We start from the raw sequence: 25,532 nt of genomic DNA, 5'->3' as shown, positions 1-25,532 counted from the left end.
AACCACTGAATCCCGCCCCGTTACTCCCCTTAGGGGATGTCACAGCTCGGCAGCAAAGCCGTGCCCGGACGGCCGGCCCCGCCACGTCACTCTCCGGGACCAGGTACGTTCGAAGGCGTGGCTGGATTCAGGATGGGACGCGGCGGCCGGGACAACCGTGCCCCGCAAGCGCGACCGCAAGAGCCTCCGTACGGGCAGCAGGCGCCCCAGGGACCGTCGCGGTCCTCGGGGCCGTCGGGACCCTCGGGGCCGTCGTACGGCTACCCGTCGGCCCAGCCGCCGTACCCGCAGCAGCGTCCGCCGTACGGCGGCACGGGCGCGGGCGGCGGACAGTGGCCGCAGGCGAACGGCGGAGGGTACGGCGGCCAGAACGGCGACGAGCCGGAGTACTTCGGCGGCGACGCCCCGTACGGCGCTCCGGGCGGCCCCGGTGGGCCCGGCGGCCCGGGGGGTGCCCCGCACGACCCGTACGCCGCGAACAATCCGGGGCACACCCAGGCCTTCTCGATCGACGACCACCACCAGTACGACCAGTACAACCAGGGTGGTACGTATCACGCGGGCTCCGCCCCGGCGGGTCCGGTCGGTCCGCGTCTGCACTGGAAGGAGCTGCTGAAGGGCATCGTCCTCACCCCCAAGCAGACCTTCCTCCAGATGCGGGACTACACGATGTGGGGCCCCGCCCTCGTCGTCACGTTCCTCTACGGCCTGCTCGCGGTCTTCGGCTTCGACGACACGCGCGCGGACGCGATCAACGCGACGCTGTCCAACGCGATCCCGATCGTCCTGACGACGGCCGTCGCGATGGTGCTGAGCTCCTTCATCCTGGGCGTGGTCACCCACACCCTGGCCCGCCAGCTCGGCGGCGACGGCGCCTGGCAGCCCACGGTCGGCCTCTCGATGCTGATCATGTCCCTCACGGACGCCCCGCGTCTGGTCGTCGCCATGTTCTTCGGCGGCGACGCGTCGTTCGTACAGCTGCTGGGCTGGGTGACGTGGGTGGCGGCCGGCGCCCTGCTGACCCTGATGGTCAGCCGCTCCCACGACCTGCCGTGGCCGAAGGCACTGGGCGCGTCGTCGATCCAGCTGATCGCACTGCTGTCGATCGTGAAGCTGGGCACGTTCTAGAACCCGGCGGACACGGGTAGGGCCCTCGACGGATGGTCGGGGGCCCTTGGCATGCCATCACCGAAAGCGACCTTCCCTGATCACCATGACGTAGCGAGTCATCGCAAATGCCGCATGTCGCACCATGATGAATACGGAGCGTAATATATTGTGACTGTTCCCTACACCTCCTACAAGGAGTGCGCGTGAAAGCTCGCTTTGGCGTGAGGCGGGGAACGGCGCTCGTGGCCGCCCTGCTGGTCGCCGTCATCGCCCTGATCCTCCCGGGATCGGCAGCCGCCCGGACGGACGACGGCCGAGCCCACTCCGACCACTGGGGCGTGATCGCCCGCAAAACGATCGGCTCGCCGGTCGCCGAACTCCGCAACGGGCCCTACGGCCCGTTCGGCACCACGGGCACTGCTGCCGCCAGGCCGCCGTACGGGCGAGGCAGCCTCGGCATCGAGGTGGCGAACAACTCCACCACGCTGAGCCCTCACAGCGAGCAGGTCGACTTCGGCAATGAAGTGGACTTCTTCGGGAAGCAGGTGCTGGGGCTGCGGCGGGTCGGTTTCCACGTGTTCCAGACGGGCGAGAACGTCAGCTACGGCGGCCGGACGAACATGCCGAACATCAGGTTCGAGATCGACCCGAACGTGACGGGAAGCGACGACTACTCCACGCTGGTGTGGGTGCCGGCCGCGTCCCCGGTGACGAACGGCTGGAGCCCCTTCCTCGACGCCACGCGTACCGGCTACTGGTACCTCACGGGTAACGAGACGACCTGCACGAAGGCCGCCCAGTGCACCTTCGCCCAGCTGAAGGCCTCGTTCACCAACGTCAACGCCAAGCCGACGGTCTACACGGTCGCCGTGGGCAAGGGACGCGACTTCATGTGGATCGGCGCGGTCGACGGCCTCCGGCTCAACGACTACGTCTACGACTTCGAGCGGGACGGCGTCAAAGTACTTCGCGCGAAGTGACGAACGGCAACGCGGAGAAACAGAAGAGAACATGAGCCGGATCGGGCCGGCCGCCACCAGAAACGGCCGGCCCGCCTCGCTCATGCCGCAGACGGCCCGTTCCGCCCCATGTCACGGGCGCCCCGCTCCGGGGAGGGCCATGCCCCGCGGGATCGCCAGAGCGCTTCCCCGCAGGGCGTGACGGCCTCGCCCGTGCCCCTGTGAGGGAACGAACGCAGCCGGAACGAACGCAGCTTCCCAAGCTGAGGTCCCCGATACGTCGGCGCAGCCGGCCCCCGTAGAGTCGCTGCATGGTGACTGCGACTGTCCGTGAGTGGTACGACGAGGAAGGGTGGGGGGTACTCGACTCCCCCGAGACACCAGGCGGTTGTTGGGGCCACTATGCCGACATCCGGACGAAGGGCGTCCATACCCTGTCGCCGGGGCAGCGCGTAGATCTCCAATGGGAAGCCCCTGGCTTCAAGCAGGACGGCTACGCCTACCGGGCGGTGAAAATAGTGCCTCGGCCAGCCTGACGTCCACATCCGGCATCCACGTCTGGCATCCACATCCGACATCCACGTCTGGCATCCACGTCTGGCATCCACGTCTGGCATCAACAACGGCAGACAGCAGCAGCTACGAGCGGCCCCGACAGCCATGCCTTCCGGGCGTTCGAAGCTCCTGACGCCCCGTTGACCGAGCGGTCGTGCCAACCCCTGGCCTACCGGGGTCTTCGGCTCCGAGGTCCGAAGCTCGGGATGGACCGGAAGCGCACGGCAGAAGGCACATCGGTTGGCGAAGGACACACGGGCGGCCGAGCGAGAGCATCTCGGTACACCCACCCTTCAAGGCCTGGGGATGCCTACAGGACTTCCTTGGAAGGCGTGATCGGCTCCCCCGACTTACGCACCACAGGCAGAACACTCCACGGGAAGTTGATCCAGTCGTCGATCTGAATGACTTACCATGGCCCCTCGACCAGTCCGCACCACCAGGGAGCGGACGCCGCAGGGGGGGTCAGGCATGGCAAGGATGTACCCGCGTCTACAGACTGGCATGAGGGTTCTCAAGGCTCGACGGATCAGCCGCGACACAGAGACAAGCTCGGCCCTCGATAGACAGGGAACCGAGATAGACGAAGCACTCGCCGGGACTGGGACCGTGACCGTGGCCGACGTGGTCGACACCACCGTCTCCGGGGCCGTGAACCTCGATGCACGGCCGAAGCTGGGTCAGTGGATGAGGGAACCCCTCTGGCATGAGTGGGATGCCATTGTCGTGACGGCACTGGACCGAATCACTCGGGAACAGTGGCACTGGGAACAGTTCGCGGAGAAGTGCCACCAGGGCGGCAAAGAGATCATCTGCCTTGATGACCCAGCCTTGGACATCCACACGACTACCGGACGCCTGATTGCCTACGTCAAGGCATCCCAGGCCGCCGAGTACAGGCAGGCCGTTTCTCGGAAGCGAAAAGGGCAAGCTGAGTCCTTCCGGCAGGCTGAACTCTGGGGCGGGGGTATCTGGCCTTTCGGGTATCGGCCAGTCCCGGTCCCCATGGAAGACGGAAAGATCAGATACAAGCTCTTCCTTGACCCAGTTACTTCCAAGCTGGTTCGAGAGGCATACGACCGGATCGTCAATCAAGGCGATTCCATGGGAAAGATCTGCCGCGACTGGAATGACCGGGGCATACTCACCTCGAAGGACTATCAGCGGTCCGTGAACGCCGCCGAGCAGAAGGCGGGCACTCAAACCAAACTCAAGGGAAGCGTCTGGGCGTCCTCGGCTCTGGGTGCCATCCTCCGAAAGCCGACCCTCAAGGGAATCGCAATGCATAACGGCGAGCCCCTACTAAAGAAGGGGAGGCCCGTCCAGTGGGCTGAGGCGATTCTCACAGACGAAGAATACGCAAACCTCCAAAAGATCCTGGACGGATACCAGGAAGCCAAGAATGGAACTAGGCGGAACTCCGATCCGACTTCCGGCCTGTTTCTCTGCCCCTGCGCAGTTAAGCTTTATCCAGACAAGAGGGTTAACAAGAAAACCAGCAAGGGGGTGGTGATCGGCACCAGGGTTAGCCACTATTACAGGTGCGGCGCACGAATTCTTAACGGCAAGGCTTGCGATTACCAAGCATCATGGCCACGCGAACTACTCCTCTCGGAACTCGAATCGGGGTTCCTGCATCGGATCGGGGACAAGGAAGTAACAACCCGCACATGGATTCCGGGCACCGATCACCGGAAGCAAATCCAGGAACTCAAAGCGGCCAACGCGAACCTACTGACCGCAATCAAAACGGCTAAGAGTCCTACCGTCGTTGCTTCCCTGGTCGAGTCTCAGGAAGAAAATGCAACGCTGCTGGCCGAACTGGAGGCTGAGCCGTACAAGCCCGGTCACTGGCAAGAGCACGGCACTGGAATAACCTACCGGCAGAAGTGGCAAGCCATGGAAACCTGGGAGGAACGCGGCCCGTTCTTGTACCGGTCCGGATTCCGGATGATCCCTATAGGCACTGTCCGCGAGCCGTTCTTCATGCTGATGGCCCCCGAGGATGCCGGTGACGAGAAAACCGAGTTCACCTCAAAGGAATACAATCAAAGCATTCACCGGCACGCGATGAAAACGATAGCGCACCTCGGCAAACTGGTAGCGACTGACAAGGAATAGATAGAGGGGAATGCCGACCCCTACATGGGCCCCGGTCTTCGACCGGGGCTTTTCCATTCCCCCGCTCACCCCTGGCCGTTTAAACGACCTTCCTTGATTCCGCCAGGGGTTCGATGCTATGTCGGGCCTCACCTTTGATTCCGCCACCCCTGCTGACGTAGAACTGGCTCACAGACCAGCGCACAACTCAGGGGGTTCTTTAGTTGATTTCAGCACGGCACAATCAACACCCCTTCCCTGGCCATCCTGCCTAGGACCTTCTCGATGTTCGGTGACTACACGGACGGGACGGACGTGTTTCCGTCCATGGGGAACCATTGCTGAGATGGTCGGGCTATCCAATGCGACGAAGGTTCACCCGCACCGTAAGAAGCTCGTCGAGTACGGATATCTCACCGATACCGGGGTGCGTTCGTCCGCCGACACGGTTGTCTACCGTCTCACTGCCCCGGCTGAGGTTGTTGCAGCCGTCAAGGCCGGACGGGAAGGACGTACCCGCAGGAAGCCGCAGCGCGGCCCTTCGAGGGCCGCTCCAGCAAGCCTCGGCCACTCGGCCCCCTCGGCCGGAGATCGACCTTTCACGGCCCCTGTAGGGCCGATTGAGCTTTCCCTAGAACAGAAGGCTTGGTTCCTGGGCGGGAACGAGCCGCAATGCTGGCCGTGGGCGGAGATTCCTTACGCCCTGGCCGAGCGTGCCTATCGGCTATACACGGGCGAACTAGCGGCCTAGTGCCGCTACCGGTACAGGGGGTGACCCTCTTCGGGGGTCGGGGGAGGAAGCGTCACGGGGCGGCGCGAGGATGACGGCCCGGCTTCACGGCATGTTTCCAAATGTGGCCGTGGGGTCGGGCTGTCTTCCGTTCTGTCGCCGAATGCTGTGCTCCTCTCGAACGATCTCGAAGAGACATGGGACATGAACAACACAGTCGAGCTGAAGTGCTGGGCTTGTGAGAAGCCGTTCAATATCGAGTACGGCCCTGGTAGGCCGCCCCGGTATTGCGGCCCTTCCTGCAAGAACCTAGCCCGCGCCATTGCGCGCCGAGTCCGCTTCATCGAGCGGATTGAGCAACAGCGCGCGACACGCGCTGAAACGTCGAACGTGGTGAACAACTTCGCAACGTAGCGGAGCAATAGCCGCCCCCAAGCCGCCCCATCCATTTCCGGGTGTTGTGCGGCTTTGTCATTCCCGGCCGCTTCCGGCCTCGATCAATGAAGGAATATCAATGACTGACTGCACTGACCTCTATAAGCGCCAGGCAATGGCCGCCCTTGAAGAGCGGAAGAAGCTGGTTACCGAGCTCCGCTCCGTCGTGGGCGACTCGTCCCTTAGCGACGATGCGAAGCGAGGGCGCGTCGAGCGTCTCGACCGGGACATCATGCGCCTGGAGGCCGAGGCCCGAGACGCTGTCGAGCGCGGCGAGCGGGAGACCGAGGTTCGCTCTCTCGCGAGCGGGCTGGGCATGCTGACGCCTACGGCTCGCCCGGCCCGTGATGAGGGCTCCTGGCGGGCTCTGATGCCGTCGCTCAGCGAGTACCGCGCCCTGGTGGCCGAAGGCGTTCCGGGCGACGGCGGTTACACCGTCTCCCAGCAGACGGCCGCGAAGTACATCGACGCTCTTAAGGCCAAGTCGACGTTCCTGCGCGGTCTTCCGGTGGAGAGCATCGTTCCCTTCGATTCGGCGACCTTCTCTGTTCCGCAGCTTGTGTCCACTGACGGCATGGATTACGTCGAGGAAGGTCAGCCCCTTCCCGAGGGAGACATGGTCTGGGGTGAGGTCAAGTTCGAGCCGAAGAAGATCGGCCGGATTCAATGGGCGAGTACCGAAATATTGGAAGACTCCGCTATCGACCTGCGCAACTCGATTGCGAATAACCTTCTGCGTGACGCTTCCCTGAAGTTCGATGCCGACGCCTTTGTCGGCTCCGGTACCAACCCGATTAAGGGAATCCTTTCCCAGGGCACGTCTACAACTCTCGGCACCGGAAAGGTGACCGTCACCTATGACGACCTGGCCGACGCTGTAGCCCGCATTGAAGCCATGAACGGCACCCCTTCAATTGTGTGGGCATCCGTCGATATGGCTGCGGCTCTCCGTAAGGAGAAGGCCGCCGGGTCGGGCACTTATCAGGCTGGCTCCCCCACGGATTCCCCGGCTTCTACGGCCTGGGGTCTTCCGATTCTCGCTAGCGCGTTCCTGCCCCCGAAGACTGTTTGCGTGGCCGATGCTTCCCGGATCGTGGTTGGCGTTCGGCGAAACGCCACGGTGCGAGTCAGCGAAGACGCCCGATTCGATAAGGATCAGGTGGGCTTCAAGCTGACTATGCGTCTCGCGGGTGTCTCTCTGGCCGAGGCTCCCTCGGCGCAGATTGTCAAGGCTGCCGCGAGCTAAGGCAGTCCTTTTGGGCGGTTCGGAAACGGGTTTGGTCACCCCGTTTCCGGGCCGTCTCCCTTTTTTGCTCTCCTCAATGCTTGGGCGTGTGCCCAAAACTTGCCACTACCCGTCAAGGAACTCCCGTGAAATCCTTCCTCGATATGGCCGAAAAGGCCGCCGTTCTCTCATACCTTCGCAGTCGTTCAATCATCTGGCCCGAGTCCGAGGGCGGTTGTTGGGAATGGACTTGCTCGAAGACTCCGGACGGCTACGGCCGCTTCACGGCCGACAATCGGTCTTACTACTCGCATCGTGAAGCTTTCAAGGTTTCGGGCCGCCGAATACCGGAAGGCTGGACTATCGACCACCTTTGCCAGAACAAGGCTTGCTGTAACCCGGATCATCTCTCGCCCGTGACGAGAAGCGAGAACTCGCGCCGAGCGCGTAACGCCTACTGGATCGCCTTCATGAAGGATCACTTCGCGGCCCGGAACGTTCTTCAAAAGATCGGTGGCACTGTGCTCGAAGCCGAGGTTTGTGTGTGATGACTCCACTCGACGAGATCATGGCGGCTTCCAGGCCGATTATTGAAATCGGGTGCCGCATCTGGGAAGGGCGTGTCTCGCCTGACGGCGTGCCGGTCTTTGGCTACCTATTTGATACCCCGGTAACGCGGTATCTGACCGCGAACCGGTATAGGCACAAGGAACTCGTTCCGGTCTTTAGCAACAGATGCGGTAACAAGCTCTGATCAGCTCGACGTCAACCAGAGTCGGGGTTAGCTTCGCCCCTTCAATGTTGCTGATCTTTGTCTGGCTCATAGCGCACCGCTGAGCGAGCCGGGTCTGAGTGATCCCGGCCCGCTTGCGGAGCATCTTCAGCGTCTCGGCTAGGTCGGCTTTGGACTGGCCTAGCTCTTCCGGCTCAAAGGTCAAGGCCCTTCACGTACTCCTCGAAGGGCACAGACTCGGCAAGCGCGATTCGCTGATATTCGAGGAACGGGGTCACGTCTCCCTCGTACAGTTCTCGGCCGATCTGCGTTCCGTCCGCCTCATAGTGCATCAGGACGACTTCCGCTTTGTCGAACATCCAGAAGTCTTCGGCACCCGGCAACGGATTCTCGCGCTCGGTCACGTCAAGGATTCGGATATCCTCCCCGATGGGGGCCTGGTGACGGTAATACCTCTCGAACTCGAAGCGTAGATAGTCAGAGAGAGGCCGAGTCAGGATGTGCACTCGCCCCACACTTGCGCCGGATTCCCTTCGGTTTCGGATCATGGCCGTCCACGAATCCTCGTACGGCCCCGGAAACCGTTCGCCCGCCAGGAAGCGCGAGAACTCTTCGGCCTCTTGCTGCACGCGGTAAGCGGGCAGGGTTTCCAGTCGCCACGCCTCGCTCTGGAAGTCCCGGAACTTGACTTGCCAGGCTTCACCAGCCAAGAGCATTGAATGCCTCCCTCAGCACGCTTTCCGGGATCTCAACCAACCCTTCACCCTCGGGCGGCCTGAAGGCGTCGGACACGTCGCCCTGCACGACGAACGATCCCTTTTCGGTGCGGTACACGTTCGGGCAGTCCCCCTGGCCGCACTCCCCGTTCCCGTTGCCGGTAAGGCGGGTCAGTTCCTCGCGCGCCATGCCGAACCCCTTTGCGTCTGGCCCCTGTTGGGGCCCTTGAACGAGACGGTACGAGGGTTGAACGTGGTCGTCTATGCGGCATCGCCAATATTTGCGTTGTCGGGTACGCCCGGTTCACAGCGGCCGTCCCGGTGCCGCTCGACGCTCGCCATGCCCCGAAGGTGGCCGTACGCGGCCCCGTGCGGGCCGATCCAACCCGAGGGGCACCAGGGGGCGCGGCGGTGGCGTTCAGGCCGCCGGGGCGGCACCGGAAGGTCCCAGACGCCCGAGCAGCAGACCGCGTCCGGGCACACAGAAGCCCCATCCGAAGGCGGGGGCCAAAGCCTGTGACCTGCGCTTACGCGTCCAGGACCGTGGTGTGATGCTGCACCACTGGGGGATCAACCGACCACGGGAAATTAATCCAGATCGAGTCGTCGGTCCGCTTCCACACGTACTCGCACTTCACGAGCGACTGCGGCTTCTCGTAGATGACGGCGCTGCGCACCTCGGCGACGGCGTCCAGGCAGAAGTCACGGACGAGCTTGAGCGTCTTGCCCGTGTCGGCGACATCGTCGGTGATCAGGACCTTCTTGTCCGAGAAATCGATGACATCGGGGACGGGCGCGAGCATGACGGGCATCTCGAGCGTGGTCCCGACCCCGGTGTAGAACTCGACGTTCACCAGGTGGATGTTCTTGCAGTCGAGGGCATAGGCCAGCCCGCCGGCGACGAACACTCCGCCGCGGGCGATGCTCAGCACGACGTCGGGTACGTAGCCGTCGTCGGCGACGGCCTGCGCGAGCGCGCGGACGGCGGTGCCGAACTGCTCGTAGGTCAGGTTCTCCCGCGCCACGCCCGCGCCGGTCAGGTCGTCGCCGCTCACACCTGGGTCCGGTGGAAGTTGAGGAAGGACCGGGAGGCCGTCGGCCCGCGCTGGCCCTGGTACCTGGACCCGTACCGCTCGCTGCCGTACGGCGACTCGGCCGGCGAGGTGAGCCTGAACATGCACAGCTGGCCGATCTTCATTCCGGGCCAGAGCTTGATCGGCAGGGTGGCGAGGTTGGACAGCTCGAGCGTCACATGCCCGGAGAACCCGGGGTCGATGAACCCGGCGGTGGAGTGGGTGACCAGCCCGAGCCGCCCGAGGGAGGACTTGCCCTCGAGCCGCGAGGCGAGATCGTCGGGAAGCGTGATGACCTCGTAGGTACTCGCGAGCACGAACTCCCCCGGGTGGAGGATGAACGGCTCGTCGCCCTCGGGCTCCACGAGCCGGGTCAGGTCGGCCTGCTCGACGGAGGGGTCGATGTGCGGGTACCGGTGGTTCTCGAACACCCGGAACAGCCGGTCGAGCCGTACGTCGATGCTCGAAGGCTGCACCATAAATTCGTCGTAGGGATCGATCCGTACTCGCCCGGCATCGATCTCGGCCCGGATGTCCTTGTCTGAGAGAAGCACGTCCCGAGGATACGCAAAGCGCGCGGAGCGACCACCATCGGACGACTCCGCGCGCCAGACCGGCGGCGCCTCCAGCGCTTCCGGCTCCTGTTGCCGCTACCGCTTCTCGAGCATTACCGGTACGGCACTGCGCAACCGGGTACACCGAGGGCACCGGACGAGCCGCCCGGGACCGAGCCGCTCGGCCTGCTGCATCGGGAACGAAGCGGTGCTGAACACGTGCCCATCGGCACAACGGACGACGGTGCGCTCCATCAAGTCCTAGAGTCCCTTCCCCAAGAGCCCTGTCCGGCTGCTGCCCGCCGGACCACGAAAGCCACATTACGGGACGAACGGGACGACCCTCCAGGCGGCACTCCGACCCCGCCCGACCCCACTTCCACCACCCCACCGTACGCCCCAACTCCGGCCGCCCGCAGCAGGATCCACCCCCTGAAACGCCCTCAGGCCCCATGGCTTCATCGCCCGGGGCCTGGCATGGGGTAGAGTGACGGAGCGCTCAGACACCGGTCAAACCGGCGTCTTACGCGGGTGTAGTTTAATGGTAGAACATCAGCTTCCCAAGCTGAGAGCGCGAGTTCGATTCTCGTCACCCGCTCCATGAAGAAGGCCCAGGTCATCGACCGGGGCCTTTTTGCTGTGCTCGGCGATCACTCGCCGCGTGCCAGAACGGTGATCGTCCGGAGCGGCCGTCCTCGGTTCTGGCACGGCCGCAGCTTCCTGCACTTCCTGGCGGGCCCTACGGACGGTCGCGTCGAGACCGGCTGCAACTTCCTGCTGTCGGTCGTCGTCGGAGTGCTGATAGATCAGCGCGGCCTTCTCGGAGGACTGGCCGGCGCGGACCATCGTGTCCTTGAGAGTGGCACCGGACCGGGTCGAGAGCGTGTGCCCCGTGTGACGAAGGTCGTAGAAACGGAAGCCCTCGGGAACGCCGACGACGACACGGGCCTTACGCCACTTCCGGCCGAAGGTGCTGCGCCGGAACGCCGCTCCCTTCTCGCCGACGAAGACGAGCCCGTGCTGCCCCGGATCGAGCCCAACCTTCGGGCTGCCCACCCATCGACAAGACCGCCAGACGCCCGGCCTGCGGGACCTGGGCGGAAGTGCGAAGCTGGAAGCGGCCTCCAAGGAGAAGCATTCGCGCCAGCGGCACGAGGACTCGTGCTCATTCCTGTCGTGAGACGGCGCCTCCCGGAAGCGAGCTGGACATATGCACATCGAACTCAGCTATGACAGGGCCGGCCGCTTGTGTGCCATTGCCAGCTCGGCGATCACCTATAAACGGCGAGACAGGCGACCTCGCACGCTAGGTTCATGGCCGATCGAATACCAACGGTTCAGTTCACTTCTGAGCTCTGTGACGGCGTCGAGATCACTTATCGTCGATGGTCGAGCCTGCCCAGCACCGTCGGCCAGTGGAGCTGCGAACACAGCAGGTCCGGAACCCAACTGCTGCGCATCGGCCCTCATGACCTGAGGTACGACCCTCACGGCAGCAATGTGTGTGGGGTCGGCCCGCTTGAGATCTTCTATGCCGATCACGGCAGCAGCCCCATCCGGGCGCAGCTTCCTGGCGAGGGCGATTCGCTGTCCGACGAACTACTTCTCACGCTCTTCCTCGCACTGTTCTGGCAGGAGCAGACGCGGGAGGCCAACGACGCGTACTACCCGGCCAGGCGTTGACCGAGGGATGAACTGACGGGCTGCGGGCTCAACTGAGCCGGTATGCGAAGTCCCACCCTTCTGACCAGGAAATCCACGCACCACAAGCCCGATGTCACTGAGTTACAACCTTCTTTACGGGGTTCGAGTGCCGGCGAGTAGACGGTGGGTGCGGGGATGCTCCCATCCCGTCTGCCGTCGACCCAGGGCGACGGGATGGGAGCTGAGGAGAGTGGTGGGTGACGTCAGGTCAGAAGCGCGCCTAACCCCTTGGTGGTCAGTTGGCCGCCTGCTTTACTTCACGGATGGTTACGGGGATCTGGGTCTTAGTCGGCACGATGATCGGGACGGTACTCGTGGCACGGCGAGCCCGGCGGACAGCTGCTCAGGCCGAAGCAGGCGAAGCAGGCGAAGCAGTCTTCTTCCAGGTCGGGGCTAACCTGCCCGACGAGGGACACCGATACAGCCTTGGCCGGGTGCAGGCCGGAAGCGAGTTCCGGTGGAAGCCTCGCTGGCCGTGGACACGGCTGCGTGAACTCCCGACGGATCTGAACTACGTCTGCGCACGCGAAGCGACCTTGCGCGAAGTGTGGCGGCTCCCGACCGGTGCGTTGGTGATCGAATGTGAATCGTCTGCGGGGCCTGTACGACTATGGACCCGCCCGGAATATGCACGGCACGTCGTGGTGATGATCCGACGTGCAGGCACCCCGAACCTTTCGACGCCTTAGCCAGGTACGGCCGCTGGTTGCTCGTTGAAGACGGAAAAGCCGATTCCTGACGTGGGATGGCTGAGCCCAAGGCTGCGAATTGGCCTCACCCTGTGGACGGTGCACCACTGGCTTGACTTGGCCATTGAGACCCCACCACCTCGTACACCACGGACGCACAGCTATCTTCGTGCCCATGGATGCTGGGCTAGCAGCGGTACTCGGTGCCGGCGCAGGAGCGATGGCACCGACGGGAGCTGCGTTGGCGACGGGGTGGGCTTCGCCGGAACAGGCAAAGATCACCGCCCGCGCTGAGCATCGCCGACAGCGTAGGGAGCCCCGATCTCACGATCGGCGCATGGACCGGTTGCAGCACAGCGCCTGGCGGTATGTGGCGGAGGTACTCCCGTCTGACGAGCTCCCGATGCTCGCTGCTCATGCACTCGTCGACGGGCGTGACTCCCCCGCCCTGCGCGAACTGGCCGGCCTGTGATCAAGCCGTGCGCTTACTCGAAAGGTAGAGCAGCTGCTACCAGCATGCGGCTGATCGAGCCCGCGTCCGCGGCGGCTTTGGTGGGGTCGACGCTGCTTTCCTCTGCGACCGTCGTCGCCCAGCAATCCCCCCAGCTCGCCGCCCAGTCGCCGGCCAGGTCGCTGTCAGGGGCGAGATCCTCGGGCTTGCCCGTGATGCCGTAGGCGTCGAGGAGCCGTCGCTCGACTCCGAACGGCTCACCCAGGGCGCGGTCAGGGTATTCACTGATCCAACGTCTGAGGATCCGTCCGCGTTCGGCGATCAGCCAAGCCTCCCCGTCGGCCGAGCAGGGCGGGGCGGGCGATCCGGATCTGCTGGCCCGGCAGCTCAGCCTGGTCTTCGACGGCGCCAGCGCCCGCGCGGGGATTCAGGCCGACAACCTGACCGGGCTCGTCGCGCCCACCGTGACGACCCTGCTCGACGCGGCAGGCGTGCACTGACGCATCGCCGCCCAGAAGACTCCCCTCACCTCCCGCACCTCCCGCACCTCCCGCACCTCCCGGCACCCAATGGATGCCCGATGGCCGTAAGCGTGTTGCCGAGCATGCCGCAGGCGAAGAAGCTTGCGGTCTTGTCGGCATCAGCGCCCGACGACAGGCGCACGGTTTCCCGGATACTCATCCAGTCGGCCCGGACGACCTCACCGATCAGGTCATCGCCCCGCACTTCGCGGGCCGCCACGGCGGCATATCCCTGCATCTGCGTCAGGAGCGTTTCGGGGCGCGTCGAGATCAGCCGCGCATAGGCGTCCGCCATCACCTGCCGGGCTTGCTCGCCGCCCTCCACCCCGTCGGCCGCCTTCTCGAAAGCCTCCAGCGTCGTCGGCCGCGCGTACCGCGCGCCCGACGGTGCCGCCGCCTCGACGGCCGCTTTCAGCGCGTGCTCCATCGCCGAAGAGCGCGCCCGCGACTTCCCAAGCGACCAAGTATACCCGTACGGGGTATACTGGTGGCCCGCGATGGCAGGAAGTACGGACGCTCCTGATGACGGTACGAGAGTTGCCTCGGCCCCAGACCGGCGGTGCCGCGCGCCGGGTACGCGGGCTGCTCGTCACGCTGTGCGCCGTGGTCGCCGTACTGCTCCACCACGGGCTTCCCGACTCGCCGGTCACGGCGATGCCGGCAGCTGCACCGCACGCCATGTCGGGACCGGTCTCAGCTCCTGCCGCCCACCCCCACACGGGCTCGCCGGCAGCGGGCGTCGCGGCACACGGTTCCGACGGCGCCGCCTGCCCTTCCATGGCCATGCAGCTCTGCACGGCCGCCGGCGTCAACGTCGTACAGCTCCCCGCACCGCCTGAGTCGGCAGACCCGTCACTCCCGCCCCTGACCGCGGGGCTCTCGGGCGTGGGCAGGGCACGCTCCGTGAATCGTGCGCCACCCGACCTGTCCCTCCTCTCTCAACTGCGCATATAGGCCGCGTCCTACGGCTCGCCCGTGTCCCCGTGACGCCGGCGAGCCATGTCCGGACCACCCCGAACGCCTATCGCGCATCGAGAAGAGGACCTCTTCGTGAACAGCATCGACCGTCGCTCCGTCCTGCTCGCCGGACTGGGCGCGGCAGGCACTGGCCTGCTTGCCGCATGCAGCAACGACACCTCCGGCAGCCCTTCCCTCCTCAGCCCCTCCGGTTCCCAGGTCGCCCGCACGGAGAAGAGGCGGACCAGTACGGGCAGGGTGCACCGCCTCAACCTGACGGCCGCTCCCGGGACGCTCGACCTGGGCGGCGCCACCATGGCCAAGTCCTGGGCCTTCAGCGGCCGGGCCCCCGGAAAGGAGATCCGCATCTCCGCCGGCGACACCCTCGCCGCCGAGCTGTCCAACCAGTTGCCCGGCAGGACCACGACTTCCATCCACTGGCACGGCATCGCGCTGCGCAGCGACATGGACGGCGTACCGCCGGTCACCCAGACCGCGGTGCGAGCCGGGTCCACCTTCACGTACCGCTTCGTAGCCGACGCGCCCGGCACGTACTTCTTCCACCCGCACGTGGGTGTCCAGCTCGACCGGGGCCTGTACGCCCCGCTGATCGTCGAGGACCCCAGGGAGCCGCTGTCGTACGACGACGAGTGGGTCGTCGTCCTCGACGACTGGCTCGACGGCGTGACCGGCACTCCCGACGAAGCCTTCGCGGAGCTCAGGCAGGGCATGGGCGGCATGGACATGGGCGGCATGGACATGGGCGGTTCCGGCGACGCGTCGGCCCCCTCCGCTTCGGCCGGCTCGTCCGATCACGACATGGGGCACACGGACGGGACGGACATGAGCGGCTCCGGCACGGACGGGACGACGGCAGCGTCCTCCGCCGCCTCCTCCGGGGCCGGCATGTCGATGAGGTTCAGGCTCATGGGTGCCACCAGCCGGCTGCTCGGTGGGGACGCGGGAGACGTGAAATACCCGTACCACCTGGTCAACGGACGGGTGCCGACCGATCCGGCGACCTACACCGGCAAGCCGGGCAAGCGCGTCCGCCTGCGGATCATCAACGCGGGCAGCGACACCGCCTACCGGGTGGCGCTCGGCGGCCACAAGCTGACCATCACCCACACCGACGGCTTCCCCGTCGAGCACCAGGAGGTCGACGCCCTGCTGCTCGGCATGGGCGAGCGGTACGACGTCCTGGTCACCCTCGGCGACGGCGTCTTCCCGCTCGTCGCACTCGCCGAGGGCAAGGGCGCCGCCGGCATGGCCCTGATGCGCACCGGATCGGGAAGCACCCCGAAACCGGACGTACGACCGGCCGAACTGGACGGCCGGATCGTGACCGCCTCGCAACTGCGCGCGACCGACGACGTACGACTGGACACGAAGAAGACCGACCGCGTCCACCGCATCGAACTGACCGGCAGCATGGACAGGTACGACTGGGCCGTCAACGGCAAGCGGTACGACATGGCCGATCCGACCGCGAACCCGCTGCTCGTCGAGGAAGGCCAGCGCGTCCGACTCGACTTCGTCAACACCACCGGCATGTGGCACCCCATGCACCTGCACGGCCACACCTACCAGCTCGGCAGCACCGGTCCACGCAAGGACACCACCATCGTGCTGCCCAGGAGGAAGGTGTCCGTCGTCCTCGACGCGGACAACCCCGGCCAGTGGATGCTGCACTGCCACAACGCCTACCACGGCGAGGCCGGGATGATGGCGCTCGTGGCCTACGGAGCCTGAGCCTTCGGCACCCGGTCCGGGGCGGGACCAGGCAGTCCCGCCCTCCAGGTCCGGGAAGACCGGCCGGCCCTGGTCAGCGAGCACCCCCCTCGCCCGTGGCGGTCTTGGAGAAGCCGTCCTGCCAGGCGGCCTTCGCCCCGGAGTCGCCGATCCGGTACACGTCCACGACCGCGCCCGCGGCCACCCCGACGGACAGCACCACTGCCGCCACACGGACGACCAGCGCGGACCGGGACGTGGCCGACCGGGTCCGTCCCGCCGGGGCGGCCTGCGCCGCGGCCGACTTGCGGGTCGTCCACCAGATCGCCGTCGCCAGCACGAACAGGCCCGCGGCCCAGGGGAGCAGTCCGTCGCCGAGTTCCGCGTGCCTGCGCACCAGGGCGTTGCTGTCGACGTGTTCCTCCAGCCACTCGCCGGCCTCCGTGGCCAGCGGCACACTCGCCAACGTCACCAGGGCCAGCACCGGGAGCACGATCCCCATGCGCCGGGCGGCACTCGGCCATATCGCGCAGACCACGACAGCCAGTGCGCTCAGCGGGACGAGCACGACGACGAAGTGCACGATCAGGACGTGTACCGGCAGACCGTTGACGACGGTGAGGCTCATCGGGTGTTCCTCCAAAGGAAGCGACCGTGAGAAATCGGCTCGGGCACGTCTCCGCGTGGCCGGCCGGGGGGCGCGCCAGCGTGGCACAGGAATCTCTCAGGTTCTTCTGAATCCCCGCCCTTTCGGGAGGCCGTGGACCGGGTCTCGGGTCTCGGGCCTCGGGCCTCGGGCCTCGAAACCTGAACTACCACCCTCCGCGGAGCAGACAGGGACGAACGGCCCCTTGTGGCGCAGCCCGTCCGCGGACGCAGACTGGATGACGAGGGGTGTAGCCGACTCCCCCGTCCGAAAGCGGGTCTGACGCATGAACGGGCAGGTCACCGGCTTGACCGAGGAAACGCGGGTGCTGGTCGTGGAGGACGACCGCAGCATCGCGGAATCCCTGGTGCGTGGCCTGCGGCAGGCCGGATACGCCGTCGAGGGGGTCCGTACCGGCCGGGCCGCCCTGAGCGCCGCGGTTCCCGACGTCGTGCTGCTCGATCTGGGCCTGCCCGACATCGACGGGGTCGAGGTGTGCCGGATGCTGCGCGCACGGTCGGATGCCGCGATCATCGCGGTGACCGCGCGCGGTGAGGAAGCGGATCGGGTAGTGGCCCTGGACGAGGGCGCCGACGACTACCTGGTCAAACCGTTCGGGCTGGCCGAGCTGCTGGCGCGGGTCCGGGCCGTCCTGCGCCGTAGACGCCCCGCCGGTCCGGAGATCCTGCGGCACGGACCGCTGGCGCTCGACCTGCGCACCCGGCAGGTCTCGGTGGACGGCCGTCCGATCGCGCTGACCCCGAAGGAATTCGGCATCCTGGAGTGCCTGGCCGCCGACCCGGGCAGGGTGGTGAGCCGGCGGCAGATCCTGGAGCGTGCCTGGGACGCCCACTGGTACGGGCCCACCAAGGTCCTGGACGTGCACGTCGCGGCGCTGCGCCGCAAGCTCGGCGTGCCGGGGCTGGTCGAGACGGTCTACGGGCACGGTTTCCGGCTCGGTGCGGCCGAAGGGGCGCGGGAGCGGCCGTGACCCGGCGCCTGACCTGGACGCTGCTCGCCCTGACGTCGGTGCTGCTGGTGCTGGCGGTCGTACCACTGGCCGTACTGATGACGGCGCGTGAGCGCGTCGCCTTCCGCGACGATCAGCGAGCGGCCACGCGGGTGATCGCCTCGGCGGCCGAGGAGCATCTTTCCGACCGCAAGCCGCCGACCGGCATGCGCCGGGAACTGAACGCCGCGGCACGGGCCGGGGACTGCGCCGCCGTGTACGACGCCTCCGCGCGACTGGTGGCGAGTACGCCCTGTTCCGCGGCTCGGGGTGAGGAGGCGGAGGAACTGGTGGAGGACGTGGTGGCCGGGCACGAGCCGGAGCCGCCGGAGGACGAGGGCCGGCTGCTGACCGCGGAGCCGGCCGGTGAGGTCCGCCAGCCCGTCGGCGCCGTCGTCCTGGCCCGTTCCGCCGCCCCGCTCGATGCCCGTATCGCCGCGATCTGGGGATGGTCCGCGGCGATCGGCGTCGCGGGGCTCGCCGCGTCCGTGCTGCTGTCCTTCCGCCTCGCCCGCTGGGTGAGCCGCCCCTTGTCCGCGCTCGACTCCACGGCCAGGAAGCTGGGCGAGGGCGCTCTCGACAAGCGGGCCGACGTCAGCGGCGGACCGCCGGAAGTACGCCGTCTGGCCGCGACGTTCAACACCATGGCGGCCCGTACGGAGGCTCTGGTGCACGGCCACCGGGCCGTGATCGCCGACGTGTCGCATCAGCTGCGCACCCCGCTGGCCGCGCTGCGGCTGCGGCTCGACGTCCTCGGCACCGGCGCCGAGGGCGACACCGCGGCGGAGCTGGACGCGGCCCAGGAAGAGGTCGCACGGCTGTCTCGGCTGGTCGACGGGCTGCTCGCGGTGGCGCGCGCCGAACAGGCGACGCCCAGGCCGACCGCGGTCCGGGCCGACGAGGTGGTGACGGAGCGGGTGGCCGCGTGGTCGCCGGTGGCCGAGGAGCGCGGCGTGCGGCTGAGCGCGTCGGCGGGGCCCGCCCTGACCGCGTCGCTGGGCAGCGGTCACCTGGAGCAGATCCTCGACAACCTGATCGCCAACGCGCTGGACGCCGTTCCCGACGGGGGGAACGTGACGGTCGGCCACCAGGTGGTGGAGGGCTCGGCCCAGGTGTGGGTGAGGGACGACGGCCCCGGCATGACCGACGAGGCGAAGGCCGTCGCCTTCCGCCGGTTCGGCAATCCCGAGGCCAAGGGCACGGGGCTCGGGCTGGCCATCGTCCACCGGCTGCTCACCGCCAACGGAGGCGGCGCGCGGTTGGCGGACACGCCGGGCGGCGGGCTGACCGTCGTCATGCGGCTGCCTCTGTGGGCGGGAGAGCGCTGAGATCCTCACCCGCCCTGATCTATACCGGTTCCGAAGAAGAGCTCTGATCTTTACCGGTTCCGAAGAAGACGTGAGCGGGTTCCCGAGTGCCGTGGGCACAGCCTGGAGGTGCACGCAGCCGATTCCGGGCCGCCGATCCACCAGGAGCCGCTGCCATGTCCCCCACTCCCGACGATTTCGATCAGCCCCCGCCCTCCCCCTCGCCCGACCCGGCACGCGCACGCGCACGCGCACGCGACCGGGACCGCGGCCTGCGGCGAGGCCGCAGGCTCACCCGCTGGATCGCCGTCGCCGCCGTGACCGGTGCGGCGGCCCTGGGCAGCCTCTACACCCACCTGCTCCCCGGGAGCTCGGCCTCGCCCGGCCCGTCGAGCCCGCCCGTCCAGAACCGCCCGGCGTCCTCCACCGTCGCCCCGAAATCCGGCGACGACGAGCAGCACGGCGACTCGGCCCGTCACGAGAGCGACGACGGTGACGACGAGGGCGGGGACGACGCGGCAGCGGCCCCCACGTCGCAGCCGGCACCGCAGCCTCCGGCGCAGCCGCCCGCCCCCACCCAGCAGCCGCCCCACACCACGACGGGGGCGTCATGACCACCCGCGCTCCCGCACCGACCCCCGCCGAAGCCGTGTTCCCGGCGCTCGGCACCACGGCCGTGCTGCTCGTGACCGACCCGGACGCCCTGCCGGCCGCGGAGGCGGTCCTGCGCGCGGAGCTGGCCGCCGTCGACCTCACGTGCAGTCGCTTCCGGCCGGACTCCGAGCTCACCCGCGTCAATCTGAACGCGGGACACCCGACGACGGTCGGTGAACGCTTCGCCGAGGCACTCCAGGCCGCTCTCCGTGCCGCTCGGATCACCGACGGTGCCGTCGACCCGACTGTGGGGCGCGCCATGACCGCCCTCGGCTACGACCGCACCTTCGCCACCCTGCGTCCCGGGGACACCCGCCCGCTGCCACCTGCCCGGCCCGCTCCCGGATGGCGGCGGATCGTCTTCGACCCGCGTTCGCGGCGGCTGCGTCTGCCCCCGCACACCCACCTCGACCTGGGCGCGACCGCCAAGGCCCTGACCGCCGACCGCGCCGCCCACCGGGCCGCCGCGGCCACCGGCTGCGGAGTCCTGGTCGGTCTCGGCGGCGACCTCGCGGTGGCCGGCCCGCCCCCGGTCGGGGGCTGGCGGATCGCCCTCGCCGACGACCACGCCCGGCCCGCCACGGACCACGGCCCGGCCGTCGCGGTGACCGGCGGGGCACTCGCGACCTCCGGAATCCGGGTACGCACCTGGCAACGCGCCGGACGCACCCTGCATCACATCGTCGACCCGGCAACCGGCGAACCCGCCACCTCCGCCTGGCGCACCGTGACGGTCGCGGCCGCCACCTGTGTGGACGCCAACACCGCCAGTACGGCGGCGATCGTGCTGGGCGACAGGGCGGTCGACTGGCTGCGCGGCATCGCTCTGCCCGCCCGGCTGGTGGACCTGGACGGCCGCGTCGTGCCTCTCGGCGGCTGGCCGCCCGACTCCGCCCCCGCCCTCATCCCCGGAGCCACTCCTGGAGATCCGCGATGACGAACCTGGCCCTGACCGGAAGTCCCCTGTGGTACGCCAGCCGTGCGACCGGAACCGTCGCCCTGCTGCTGCTCACCGCCACCGTGGTGCTCGGCATCAGCTCCGGCGGGCGGGCCCGTCCCCGCCGCGTCGCCCGCTTCGAGCTCGGTGTGCTGCACCGCAACCTGTCCCTGCTGACGCTGGTGTTCCTCGTCGTGCACGTGGTGACCGCGGTGCTCGATCCGTTCGTCCACCTGGGGTGGGCGGTGTCCGTGGTGCCGTTCGGCGCGTCCTATCGTCCGCTGTGGCTCGGTCTCGGCACCGCCGGGCTGGATCTGCTGCTGGCCGTCGCGATCACCAGCGGACTGCGCCGACGCCTGGGGGTGCGCCGCTGGAAGGCTGTGCACCGGCTGGCGTACGCGGCCTGGCCGCTCGCCCTATTCCACGGGGTGGGGACCGGCACCGACACCCGGCTTCCCCTCCAGCTGTGGCTGTACGCCGGGTGCCTCGGCGCGGTGGTCGCGGCCGTGGGGTGGCGGCTGGTGAAGGCCGGTCCGGGGCGGGTCACCGGGCGCCTGGCGGGCGCCGTCGCCGCGACCGCCGTACCGGTGGTGCTCACCGCCTTCCTCGCCACCGGGCCACTGCAGCCCGGCTGGTCCCAGCGCGCCGCCTCGACGGTGGCCCTTCTCGGGGGCGGACGATGAACCCGTCGGCCGCGGCGCGTCTCGCGCCCCACCCCCTCACCCCCGGACCGGGCGATCCGGCCGCCGTCCGGCTGCTGGCGGGCTGGTACGCCACCGGCCGCCCGGCCACCCTGACCGATCACCTGAGGCGCTACGGGCCGCTCCCCTCCGCCGCCGCGACCGGCGGCCCCACGCCTTCGCCGCTGGTGGACGCCGTGGCCGCGGCCGGGCTCACCGGACGCGGCGGCGCCGGGTTCCCCACCGCCCGCAAGCTGGGCGCGGTCGCCGCACGGCGAGGCCGCTGTGTGGTCGTGGTCAACGCCATGGAGAGCGAACCGGCCAGCCGCAAGGACAGGTTCCTGATCGCCGTCGCGCCCCATCTCGTACTCGACGGCGCCGTGCTGGCCGCCATGGCGGTCGGCGCGGACACCGTGCACGTGTGTCTGCCCCGCGACCGCACCGCCCAGTACCGGCAGCTGAGCACGGCCGTGGACGAGCGCCGACGAGCCCGCTGGGACCGGGTACGGATGCGTCTGCACGCCCTTCCGCACTCCTACGTCTCCAGCGAGTCGACCTCTCTGGTGAGCTGGCTCAACGATGGCCCCGCCCGGCCCCAGGGCGGCCCGCCGCGCAGCCACGAGCGGGGCGTCGGCCGACGCCCCACGCTGGTCCACAACGCCGAAACCCTGGCCCATCTGGCTCTGATCGCCCGCTACGGGCCGGCGTGGTTCCGGCAGGCCGGCCCGCCGGACGAGCCCGGGACCCTGCTCGTCACCGTCTCCGGCGCCGTGCGCACCCCCGCCGTGCTGGAGGTGGCACTGGGCACGCCGCTCGCCGAGGTCCTCGACCGGGCCGGCGGCGCCACGCAGCAACTGCGGGCGGTCCTGCTCGGCGGCTTCGCCGGCACCTGGCTCACGACGGAGCACCTGGACACCCCTCTCACCCGGCACGATCTGGCCCCGCTGAGCGCGGCACCCGGCGCCGGTGTACTCGTCGCACTGCCCGTGGCGTCCTGCGGCCTGACCGAGACGGCCCGCATCCTCGCCTACCTGGCCGCGCACAGTGCCCGCCAGTGCGGCCCCTGCCGTCTCGGGCTGCCCGCCGTCGCCGAGGACTTCACCGCCCTGGCCACCGGACGGGCGGACGCGGCCGTGCTGTCCCGTCTGCGCCGCCGCGTCGGCCTGCTCCCGGACCGGGGCGGCTGCCGCCATCCGGACGGCGCCGCCCGCCTCGCCGCGTCCGCGCTGCACGCGTTCGCCGACGACGTCGACCACCACCTCGCCCAGGGCACCTGCCCGGCCGCCGATCAGCCGCCCCGGCTCCCCGTGCCACCCGCCACCGCCCCGGAGACCTGGCGATGAGCCGCAACCGCACCCTGCGCATCGACCGCATCGCCTGCACCGGGCGGGGCCTGTGCGCCGAGCTGCTCCCGGAACTGATCGACCTCGACGAATGGGGATACCCCGTCCTCAAGGACAGGACCGTCCCTGATCGATTGCGGGCCCATGCCCGCCGGGCCGTCGCCGCGTGTCCCGTCCTCGCGCTGCACACGGACGACGACAGGGCCTGACCAGTGACGTCCACGCGGGCATACGGCCCAGGCGGCGGGGCCGTTCGTCCCCTGGCGCGAGTGCCGTCCGGCGCGGTGTGCTGGAGGAGGACCGGAGCGAAGGCTGCCGCACGGACGGACCGAGGAGCGCCATGCACGAATCGACCAGCGCCGGCCTCACGACGCGTCTGCACCGCCTGACCGATGCCGTGGTTTCCCCACGGCTGGAACCCGCGCTGCTGGCCGTCACGGCGGCGGCTCTGACGGCCGGCGGCATCGCCTGGCTCGCCGGCTCCGGCAGCCTCGCGGACCTGTTCTGGGCCCTGGGCACGATATCCGCCGTCGTTCCCGCGGTGGGGTGGGTGCTGGCCGCGCTGCGGCACGGACACGCGGGCGTGGACCTGATCGCCGTGCTGGCCCTGGGCGGCACCCTGGCCGTGGGCGAGTACCTGGCCGGGGCCCTGATCGCGCTGATGCTCGCCACCGGCCGCACGCTCGAAGCCGCCGCCCAGCGGCGCGCCTCCCACGACCTGCGCGCCCTGCTGGAACACGCGCCGCGCTCGGCACGCCGCCGCACGAGCGCCGGGGTGGACACGGTGCCGCTGGCCGAGGTCGCCGTCGGCGACCTGCTCGTCGTGGGTCCCGGCGAAGTGGTCCCCGTGGACGGCCGGGTGGAGAGCACCGCCGCCGTCCTCGACGAGTCGGTGCTCACCGGCGAGCCCCTCCAGGTCGAACGGCCGCGGGGCGAGACGGTCCGCAGCGGTGTGGTCAACGCGGGCGGCGCCTTCGAGCTCCGGGCGATCGCGACCGAGCCGGACAGCACCTACGCGGGCATCGTGCGCCTGGCCCGGCAGGCCGGGGCCGAGTCCGCACCCGTGGTGCGCCTGGCCGACCGATACGCGGCCTGGTTCCTTCCCCTGTCGCTCGCGGTGGCGGGACTGGCCTGGCTGATCAGCGGATCCGCGGTGCGGGCGGTCGCCGTGCTGGTGGTCGCGACGCCGTGCCCGCTCCTGCTCGCCGCGCCGGTCGCGATCGTCTCCGGTCTCTCCCGGGCCTCGCGCCTCGGCGTGGTCATCCGCGACGGCGGCGCCCTGGAGAACCTCGGCCGGGCCCGCACCCTGCTGCTGGACAAGACCGGCACCCTCACCGGCGGCCGCCCCCGCGTCCTGGACGTGACCGCCGCGCCCGGCCGTAAGCCCGCGGAGGTGCTCCGCCTGGCGGCGTCCCTCGACCAGTACTCACCACACGTCCTCGCCCACGCCATCGTCGACACGGCCCGGGAGCGCAAGCTGGAACTGTCGGTTCCGGTGGATGTCACCGAGGAGCCCGGACGCGGCGCCTCGGGCACCGTGGACGGGCACCGGGTCTACATCGGCCGTCTCGACCCCTCGGAGGTGGAGCCTGCCTGGGCCCGCGCGGTCGGCAACCGGGCCCTCCTCGACGGCGCGGCCGTCGCCTGGCTGACCGTCGACGCGGACCCGGCCGGCGCCGTCCTCCTGCGGGACCCCGTCCGGCCCGACGCGCCCCGCACCCTGCGCCACCTGCGAGCGGCGGGCATCGAACGGCTGCTGATGCTCACGGGCGACCGCGCCGAACCCGCCCAGGAGGTCGCCACGATCCTCGGCCTCGACGACGTGCGCGCCGAGCTCAGCCCGGCCGGCAAGGTCGCCGTCGTACGCGCCGAACGCGAACGCGCGGTCACCGTGATGGTCGGCGACGGCGTCAACGACGCACCCGCCCTCGCCGCCGCCGACATCGGCGTGGCCATGGGGGCTCGCGGCTCCACCGCCTCCTCCGAGGCGGCCGACATCGTCCTGACCACCGACCGCGTCGACCGCCTGGCCGACGCCGTCTCCATCGCCGTACGAGCCCGGCGCATCGCCGTGCAGAGCGCGCTGGGCGGCATGCTGATGTCGCTCGCCGCCATGGCCGCGGCCGCCTGCGGCCTCCTCCCGCCCGCCGCCGGCGCGCTGCTCCAGGAGGGCATCGACGCCGCCGTCATCCTCAACGCCCTGCGCGCCCTGCGCGTCGACCGGACCGCGCGACCGGCCCTGACCCCCACCGCCGAAGCGCTCATCCATCGCTTCGCGGCCGAACACGACGACCTGCAGGACGTCCTCGAAGCCGTACGTGACGCCGCCGACCGACTCTCCGACAGCCCCGGCCCCAAGGCCCTCGCAGCGGTCGAGGAGACGCACCGGCTGCTCACCGAACGGCTGCTGCCCCACGAACACGCCGAAGAACACCAGCTCTACCCTGCCCTGGCCCCCGCCCTCGGCGGCTCCGAGGCCACCGCCACCATGAGTCGCGCCCACGCCGAGATCGAACGCCTCTCCCGCCGCATCGCCACCCACCTGCAACTGGCCCACGCCGACGGCGGCCTCACCCCCGGCCAGCTCGACGACCTGCGCTCCAGCCTCTACGGACTGAACACCGTTCTGCGCCTGCACTTCACCCAGGAAGAGGAGAACTACTTCTCGCTGGCCCCGTGAGCACGCTCCCCGCGGTCGTGACGGGTCGAGCGG

The 25,532-nt window shown here is 68.7% G+C and carries 25 protein-coding genes, 1 tRNA gene and 3 pseudogenes; 20 read left to right on the top strand and 9 right to left on the bottom strand.

What is annotated here, in order from left to right:
- Positions 1 to 36: 36 nt before the first annotated feature.
- The 3 genes from QQM72_RS17585 (at position 37) to QQM72_RS17575 (ending at position 2,605) form a co-directional block, all read left to right on the top strand.
- Positions 37 to 1,128 (top strand): Yip1 family protein, encoded by a 1,092-nt coding sequence (locus tag QQM72_RS17585; RefSeq protein ID WP_314221816.1) that lies wholly within the window; start codon positions 37 to 39, stop codon positions 1,126 to 1,128.
- Positions 1,129 to 1,313: 185 nt separating this feature from the next.
- Positions 1,314 to 2,090, top strand: a complete 777-nt coding sequence (locus tag QQM72_RS17580; protein WP_314221815.1) for a hypothetical protein — start codon at positions 1,314 to 1,316, stop codon at positions 2,088 to 2,090.
- 290 nt (positions 2,091 to 2,380) lie between these two features.
- The gene (locus QQM72_RS17575; protein ID WP_314221814.1) at positions 2,381 to 2,605 is read left to right on the top strand and encodes a cold shock domain-containing protein; all 225 of its coding nucleotides are present in this window, start codon (positions 2,381 to 2,383) and stop codon (positions 2,603 to 2,605) included.
- 329 nt (positions 2,606 to 2,934) lie between these two features.
- Here QQM72_RS17575 and QQM72_RS17570 read toward each other — a convergent pair.
- Positions 2,935 to 3,021, bottom strand: a pseudogene (locus QQM72_RS17570) (phosphoribosyltransferase); the annotation flags it as partial.
- 74 nt (positions 3,022 to 3,095) lie between these two features.
- Here QQM72_RS17570 and QQM72_RS17565 point away from each other — a divergent pair.
- The 3 genes from QQM72_RS17565 to QQM72_RS17555 all read left to right on the top strand — a co-directional run bounded on the left by QQM72_RS17565 (position 3,096) and on the right by QQM72_RS17555 (position 7,662).
- Positions 3,096 to 4,745, top strand: coding sequence for a recombinase family protein (locus QQM72_RS17565; protein ID WP_314221813.1), 1,650 nt, complete (start codon positions 3,096 to 3,098; stop codon positions 4,743 to 4,745).
- A 1,223-nt stretch (positions 4,746 to 5,968) separates the two neighbouring features.
- Positions 5,969 to 7,135, top strand: coding sequence for a phage major capsid protein (locus tag QQM72_RS17560; protein ID WP_314221812.1), 1,167 nt, complete (start codon positions 5,969 to 5,971; stop codon positions 7,133 to 7,135).
- Between the two features lie 125 nt (positions 7,136 to 7,260).
- Positions 7,261 to 7,662, top strand: a complete 402-nt coding sequence (locus QQM72_RS17555; protein WP_314221811.1) for an HNH endonuclease signature motif containing protein — start codon at positions 7,261 to 7,263, stop codon at positions 7,660 to 7,662.
- Positions 7,663 to 7,839: 177 nt separating this feature from the next.
- Here QQM72_RS17555 and QQM72_RS17550 read toward each other — a convergent pair whose 3' ends face one another.
- From QQM72_RS17550 to dcd, 5 genes are all read right to left on the bottom strand, one after another.
- Positions 7,840 to 8,052, bottom strand: coding sequence for a helix-turn-helix domain-containing protein (locus tag QQM72_RS17550; protein WP_314221810.1), 213 nt, complete (start codon positions 8,050 to 8,052; stop codon positions 7,840 to 7,842).
- Positions 8,042 to 8,563: a DUF6879 family protein gene (locus QQM72_RS17545; RefSeq protein WP_314221809.1), complete on the bottom strand. Its 522-nt coding sequence runs from the start codon at positions 8,561 to 8,563 to the stop codon at positions 8,042 to 8,044. Before QQM72_RS17545 ends, QQM72_RS17550 begins: the two co-directional genes overlap by 11 nt.
- A complete protein-coding gene (locus QQM72_RS17540) occupies positions 8,547 to 8,753 on the bottom strand; it encodes a hypothetical protein (protein WP_314221808.1) in 207 nt (68 codons plus the stop codon). Before QQM72_RS17540 ends, QQM72_RS17545 begins: the two co-directional genes overlap by 17 nt.
- A gap of 337 nt (positions 8,754 to 9,090) precedes the next feature.
- Complete coding sequence (locus QQM72_RS17535; RefSeq protein ID WP_314221807.1) at positions 9,091 to 9,618, bottom strand: phosphoribosyltransferase; 528 nt, start codon at positions 9,616 to 9,618, stop codon at positions 9,091 to 9,093.
- A complete protein-coding gene (dcd, locus tag QQM72_RS17530) occupies positions 9,615 to 10,190 on the bottom strand; it encodes a dCTP deaminase (protein WP_020133056.1) in 576 nt (191 codons plus the stop codon). Before dcd ends, QQM72_RS17535 begins: the two co-directional genes overlap by 4 nt.
- Before the next feature lie 527 nt (positions 10,191 to 10,717).
- On the opposite strand from dcd, the gene QQM72_RS17525 reads away from it, so the two are divergent.
- Positions 10,718 to 10,791 (top strand) — tRNA-Gly (locus tag QQM72_RS17525).
- On the opposite strand, the pseudogene QQM72_RS17520 reads toward QQM72_RS17525, so the two are convergent.
- Positions 10,743 to 11,216, bottom strand: a pseudogene (locus QQM72_RS17520) (hypothetical protein); the annotation flags it as partial. The gene QQM72_RS17525 and the pseudogene QQM72_RS17520 sit on opposite strands and share 49 nt — an antisense overlap.
- Before the next feature lie 288 nt (positions 11,217 to 11,504).
- Between QQM72_RS17520 and QQM72_RS17515 the strand changes: the two are divergent.
- The 3 genes and pseudogenes from QQM72_RS17515 to QQM72_RS17505 all read left to right on the top strand — a co-directional run.
- Positions 11,505 to 11,873 (top strand): hypothetical protein, encoded by a 369-nt coding sequence (locus tag QQM72_RS17515; protein ID WP_314221806.1) that lies wholly within the window; start codon positions 11,505 to 11,507, stop codon positions 11,871 to 11,873.
- Positions 11,874 to 12,920: 1,047 nt separating this feature from the next.
- Positions 12,921 to 13,055 (top strand): hypothetical protein, encoded by a 135-nt coding sequence (locus tag QQM72_RS17510; RefSeq protein WP_314221805.1) that lies wholly within the window; start codon positions 12,921 to 12,923, stop codon positions 13,053 to 13,055.
- Positions 13,056 to 13,375: 320 nt separating this feature from the next.
- Positions 13,376 to 13,534: pseudogene (locus QQM72_RS17505) on the top strand (TetR/AcrR family transcriptional regulator); the annotation flags it as partial.
- Positions 13,535 to 13,559: 25 nt separating this feature from the next.
- Here the strand turns inward: QQM72_RS17505 and QQM72_RS17500 are convergent.
- Entirely contained in the window at positions 13,560 to 13,982 is a 423-nt protein-coding gene (locus QQM72_RS17500; protein ID WP_314221804.1) for a hypothetical protein, read from the bottom strand.
- A 95-nt stretch (positions 13,983 to 14,077) separates the two neighbouring features.
- Here QQM72_RS17500 and QQM72_RS40900 point away from each other — a divergent pair, with 95 nt between their 5' ends.
- Together QQM72_RS40900 and QQM72_RS17495 are read left to right on the top strand one after the other, a co-directional pair.
- Positions 14,078 to 14,509 (top strand): DUF6153 family protein, encoded by a 432-nt coding sequence (locus tag QQM72_RS40900; protein WP_399077574.1) that lies wholly within the window; start codon positions 14,078 to 14,080, stop codon positions 14,507 to 14,509.
- 96 nt (positions 14,510 to 14,605) lie between these two features.
- Positions 14,606 to 16,264: a multicopper oxidase family protein gene (locus QQM72_RS17495; RefSeq protein ID WP_314221803.1), complete on the top strand. Its 1,659-nt coding sequence runs from the start codon at positions 14,606 to 14,608 to the stop codon at positions 16,262 to 16,264.
- Positions 16,265 to 16,337: 73 nt separating this feature from the next.
- On the opposite strand, the gene QQM72_RS17490 is transcribed toward QQM72_RS17495, so the two are convergent.
- Positions 16,338 to 16,871 (bottom strand): DUF2231 domain-containing protein, encoded by a 534-nt coding sequence (locus tag QQM72_RS17490; protein ID WP_314221802.1) that lies wholly within the window; start codon positions 16,869 to 16,871, stop codon positions 16,338 to 16,340.
- 304 nt (positions 16,872 to 17,175) lie between these two features.
- Between QQM72_RS17490 and QQM72_RS17485 the strand changes: the two genes are divergently transcribed.
- From QQM72_RS17485 to QQM72_RS17450, 8 genes are all read left to right on the top strand, one after another.
- Complete coding sequence (locus tag QQM72_RS17485; protein WP_314221801.1) at positions 17,176 to 17,880, top strand: response regulator transcription factor; 705 nt, start codon at positions 17,176 to 17,178, stop codon at positions 17,878 to 17,880.
- A complete protein-coding gene (locus tag QQM72_RS17480) occupies positions 17,877 to 19,226 on the top strand; it encodes a sensor histidine kinase (RefSeq protein ID WP_314221800.1) in 1,350 nt (449 codons plus the stop codon). Before QQM72_RS17485 ends, QQM72_RS17480 begins: the two co-directional genes overlap by 4 nt.
- Before the next feature lie 155 nt (positions 19,227 to 19,381).
- The gene (locus QQM72_RS17475) at positions 19,382 to 19,819 is read left to right on the top strand and encodes a hypothetical protein (RefSeq protein WP_314221799.1); all 438 of its coding nucleotides are present in this window, start codon (positions 19,382 to 19,384) and stop codon (positions 19,817 to 19,819) included.
- A complete protein-coding gene (locus QQM72_RS17470; RefSeq protein WP_314221798.1) occupies positions 19,816 to 20,796 on the top strand; it encodes an FAD:protein FMN transferase in 981 nt (326 codons plus the stop codon). Before QQM72_RS17475 ends, QQM72_RS17470 begins: the two co-directional genes overlap by 4 nt.
- Entirely contained in the window at positions 20,793 to 21,479 is a 687-nt protein-coding gene (locus tag QQM72_RS17465; RefSeq protein ID WP_314221797.1) for a ferric reductase-like transmembrane domain-containing protein, read from the top strand. The genes QQM72_RS17470 and QQM72_RS17465 overlap by 4 nt, the downstream gene beginning before the upstream one ends.
- Positions 21,476 to 22,819, top strand: a complete 1,344-nt coding sequence (locus tag QQM72_RS17460) for an NADH-ubiquinone oxidoreductase-F iron-sulfur binding region domain-containing protein (protein WP_314221796.1) — start codon at positions 21,476 to 21,478, stop codon at positions 22,817 to 22,819. The genes QQM72_RS17465 and QQM72_RS17460 overlap by 4 nt, the downstream gene beginning before the upstream one ends.
- Positions 22,816 to 23,028 carry a ferredoxin gene (locus QQM72_RS17455; RefSeq protein ID WP_314221795.1) on the top strand — a complete coding sequence of 71 codons (213 nt, stop codon included), beginning with the start codon at positions 22,816 to 22,818 and terminating at the stop codon, positions 23,026 to 23,028. Before QQM72_RS17460 ends, QQM72_RS17455 begins: the two co-directional genes overlap by 4 nt.
- A gap of 131 nt (positions 23,029 to 23,159) precedes the next feature.
- Positions 23,160 to 25,499 (top strand): heavy metal translocating P-type ATPase, encoded by a 2,340-nt coding sequence (locus QQM72_RS17450; RefSeq protein WP_314221794.1) that lies wholly within the window; start codon positions 23,160 to 23,162, stop codon positions 25,497 to 25,499.
- The last annotated feature ends 33 nt before the right edge of the window (positions 25,500 to 25,532 follow it).

Source organism: Streptomyces zaehneri, assembly GCF_032248645.1.
Taxonomy (GTDB): domain Bacteria; phylum Actinomycetota; class Actinomycetes; order Streptomycetales; family Streptomycetaceae; genus Streptomyces; species Streptomyces coriariae.
This window is presented reverse-complemented; position numbering and strand designations above follow the sequence as displayed.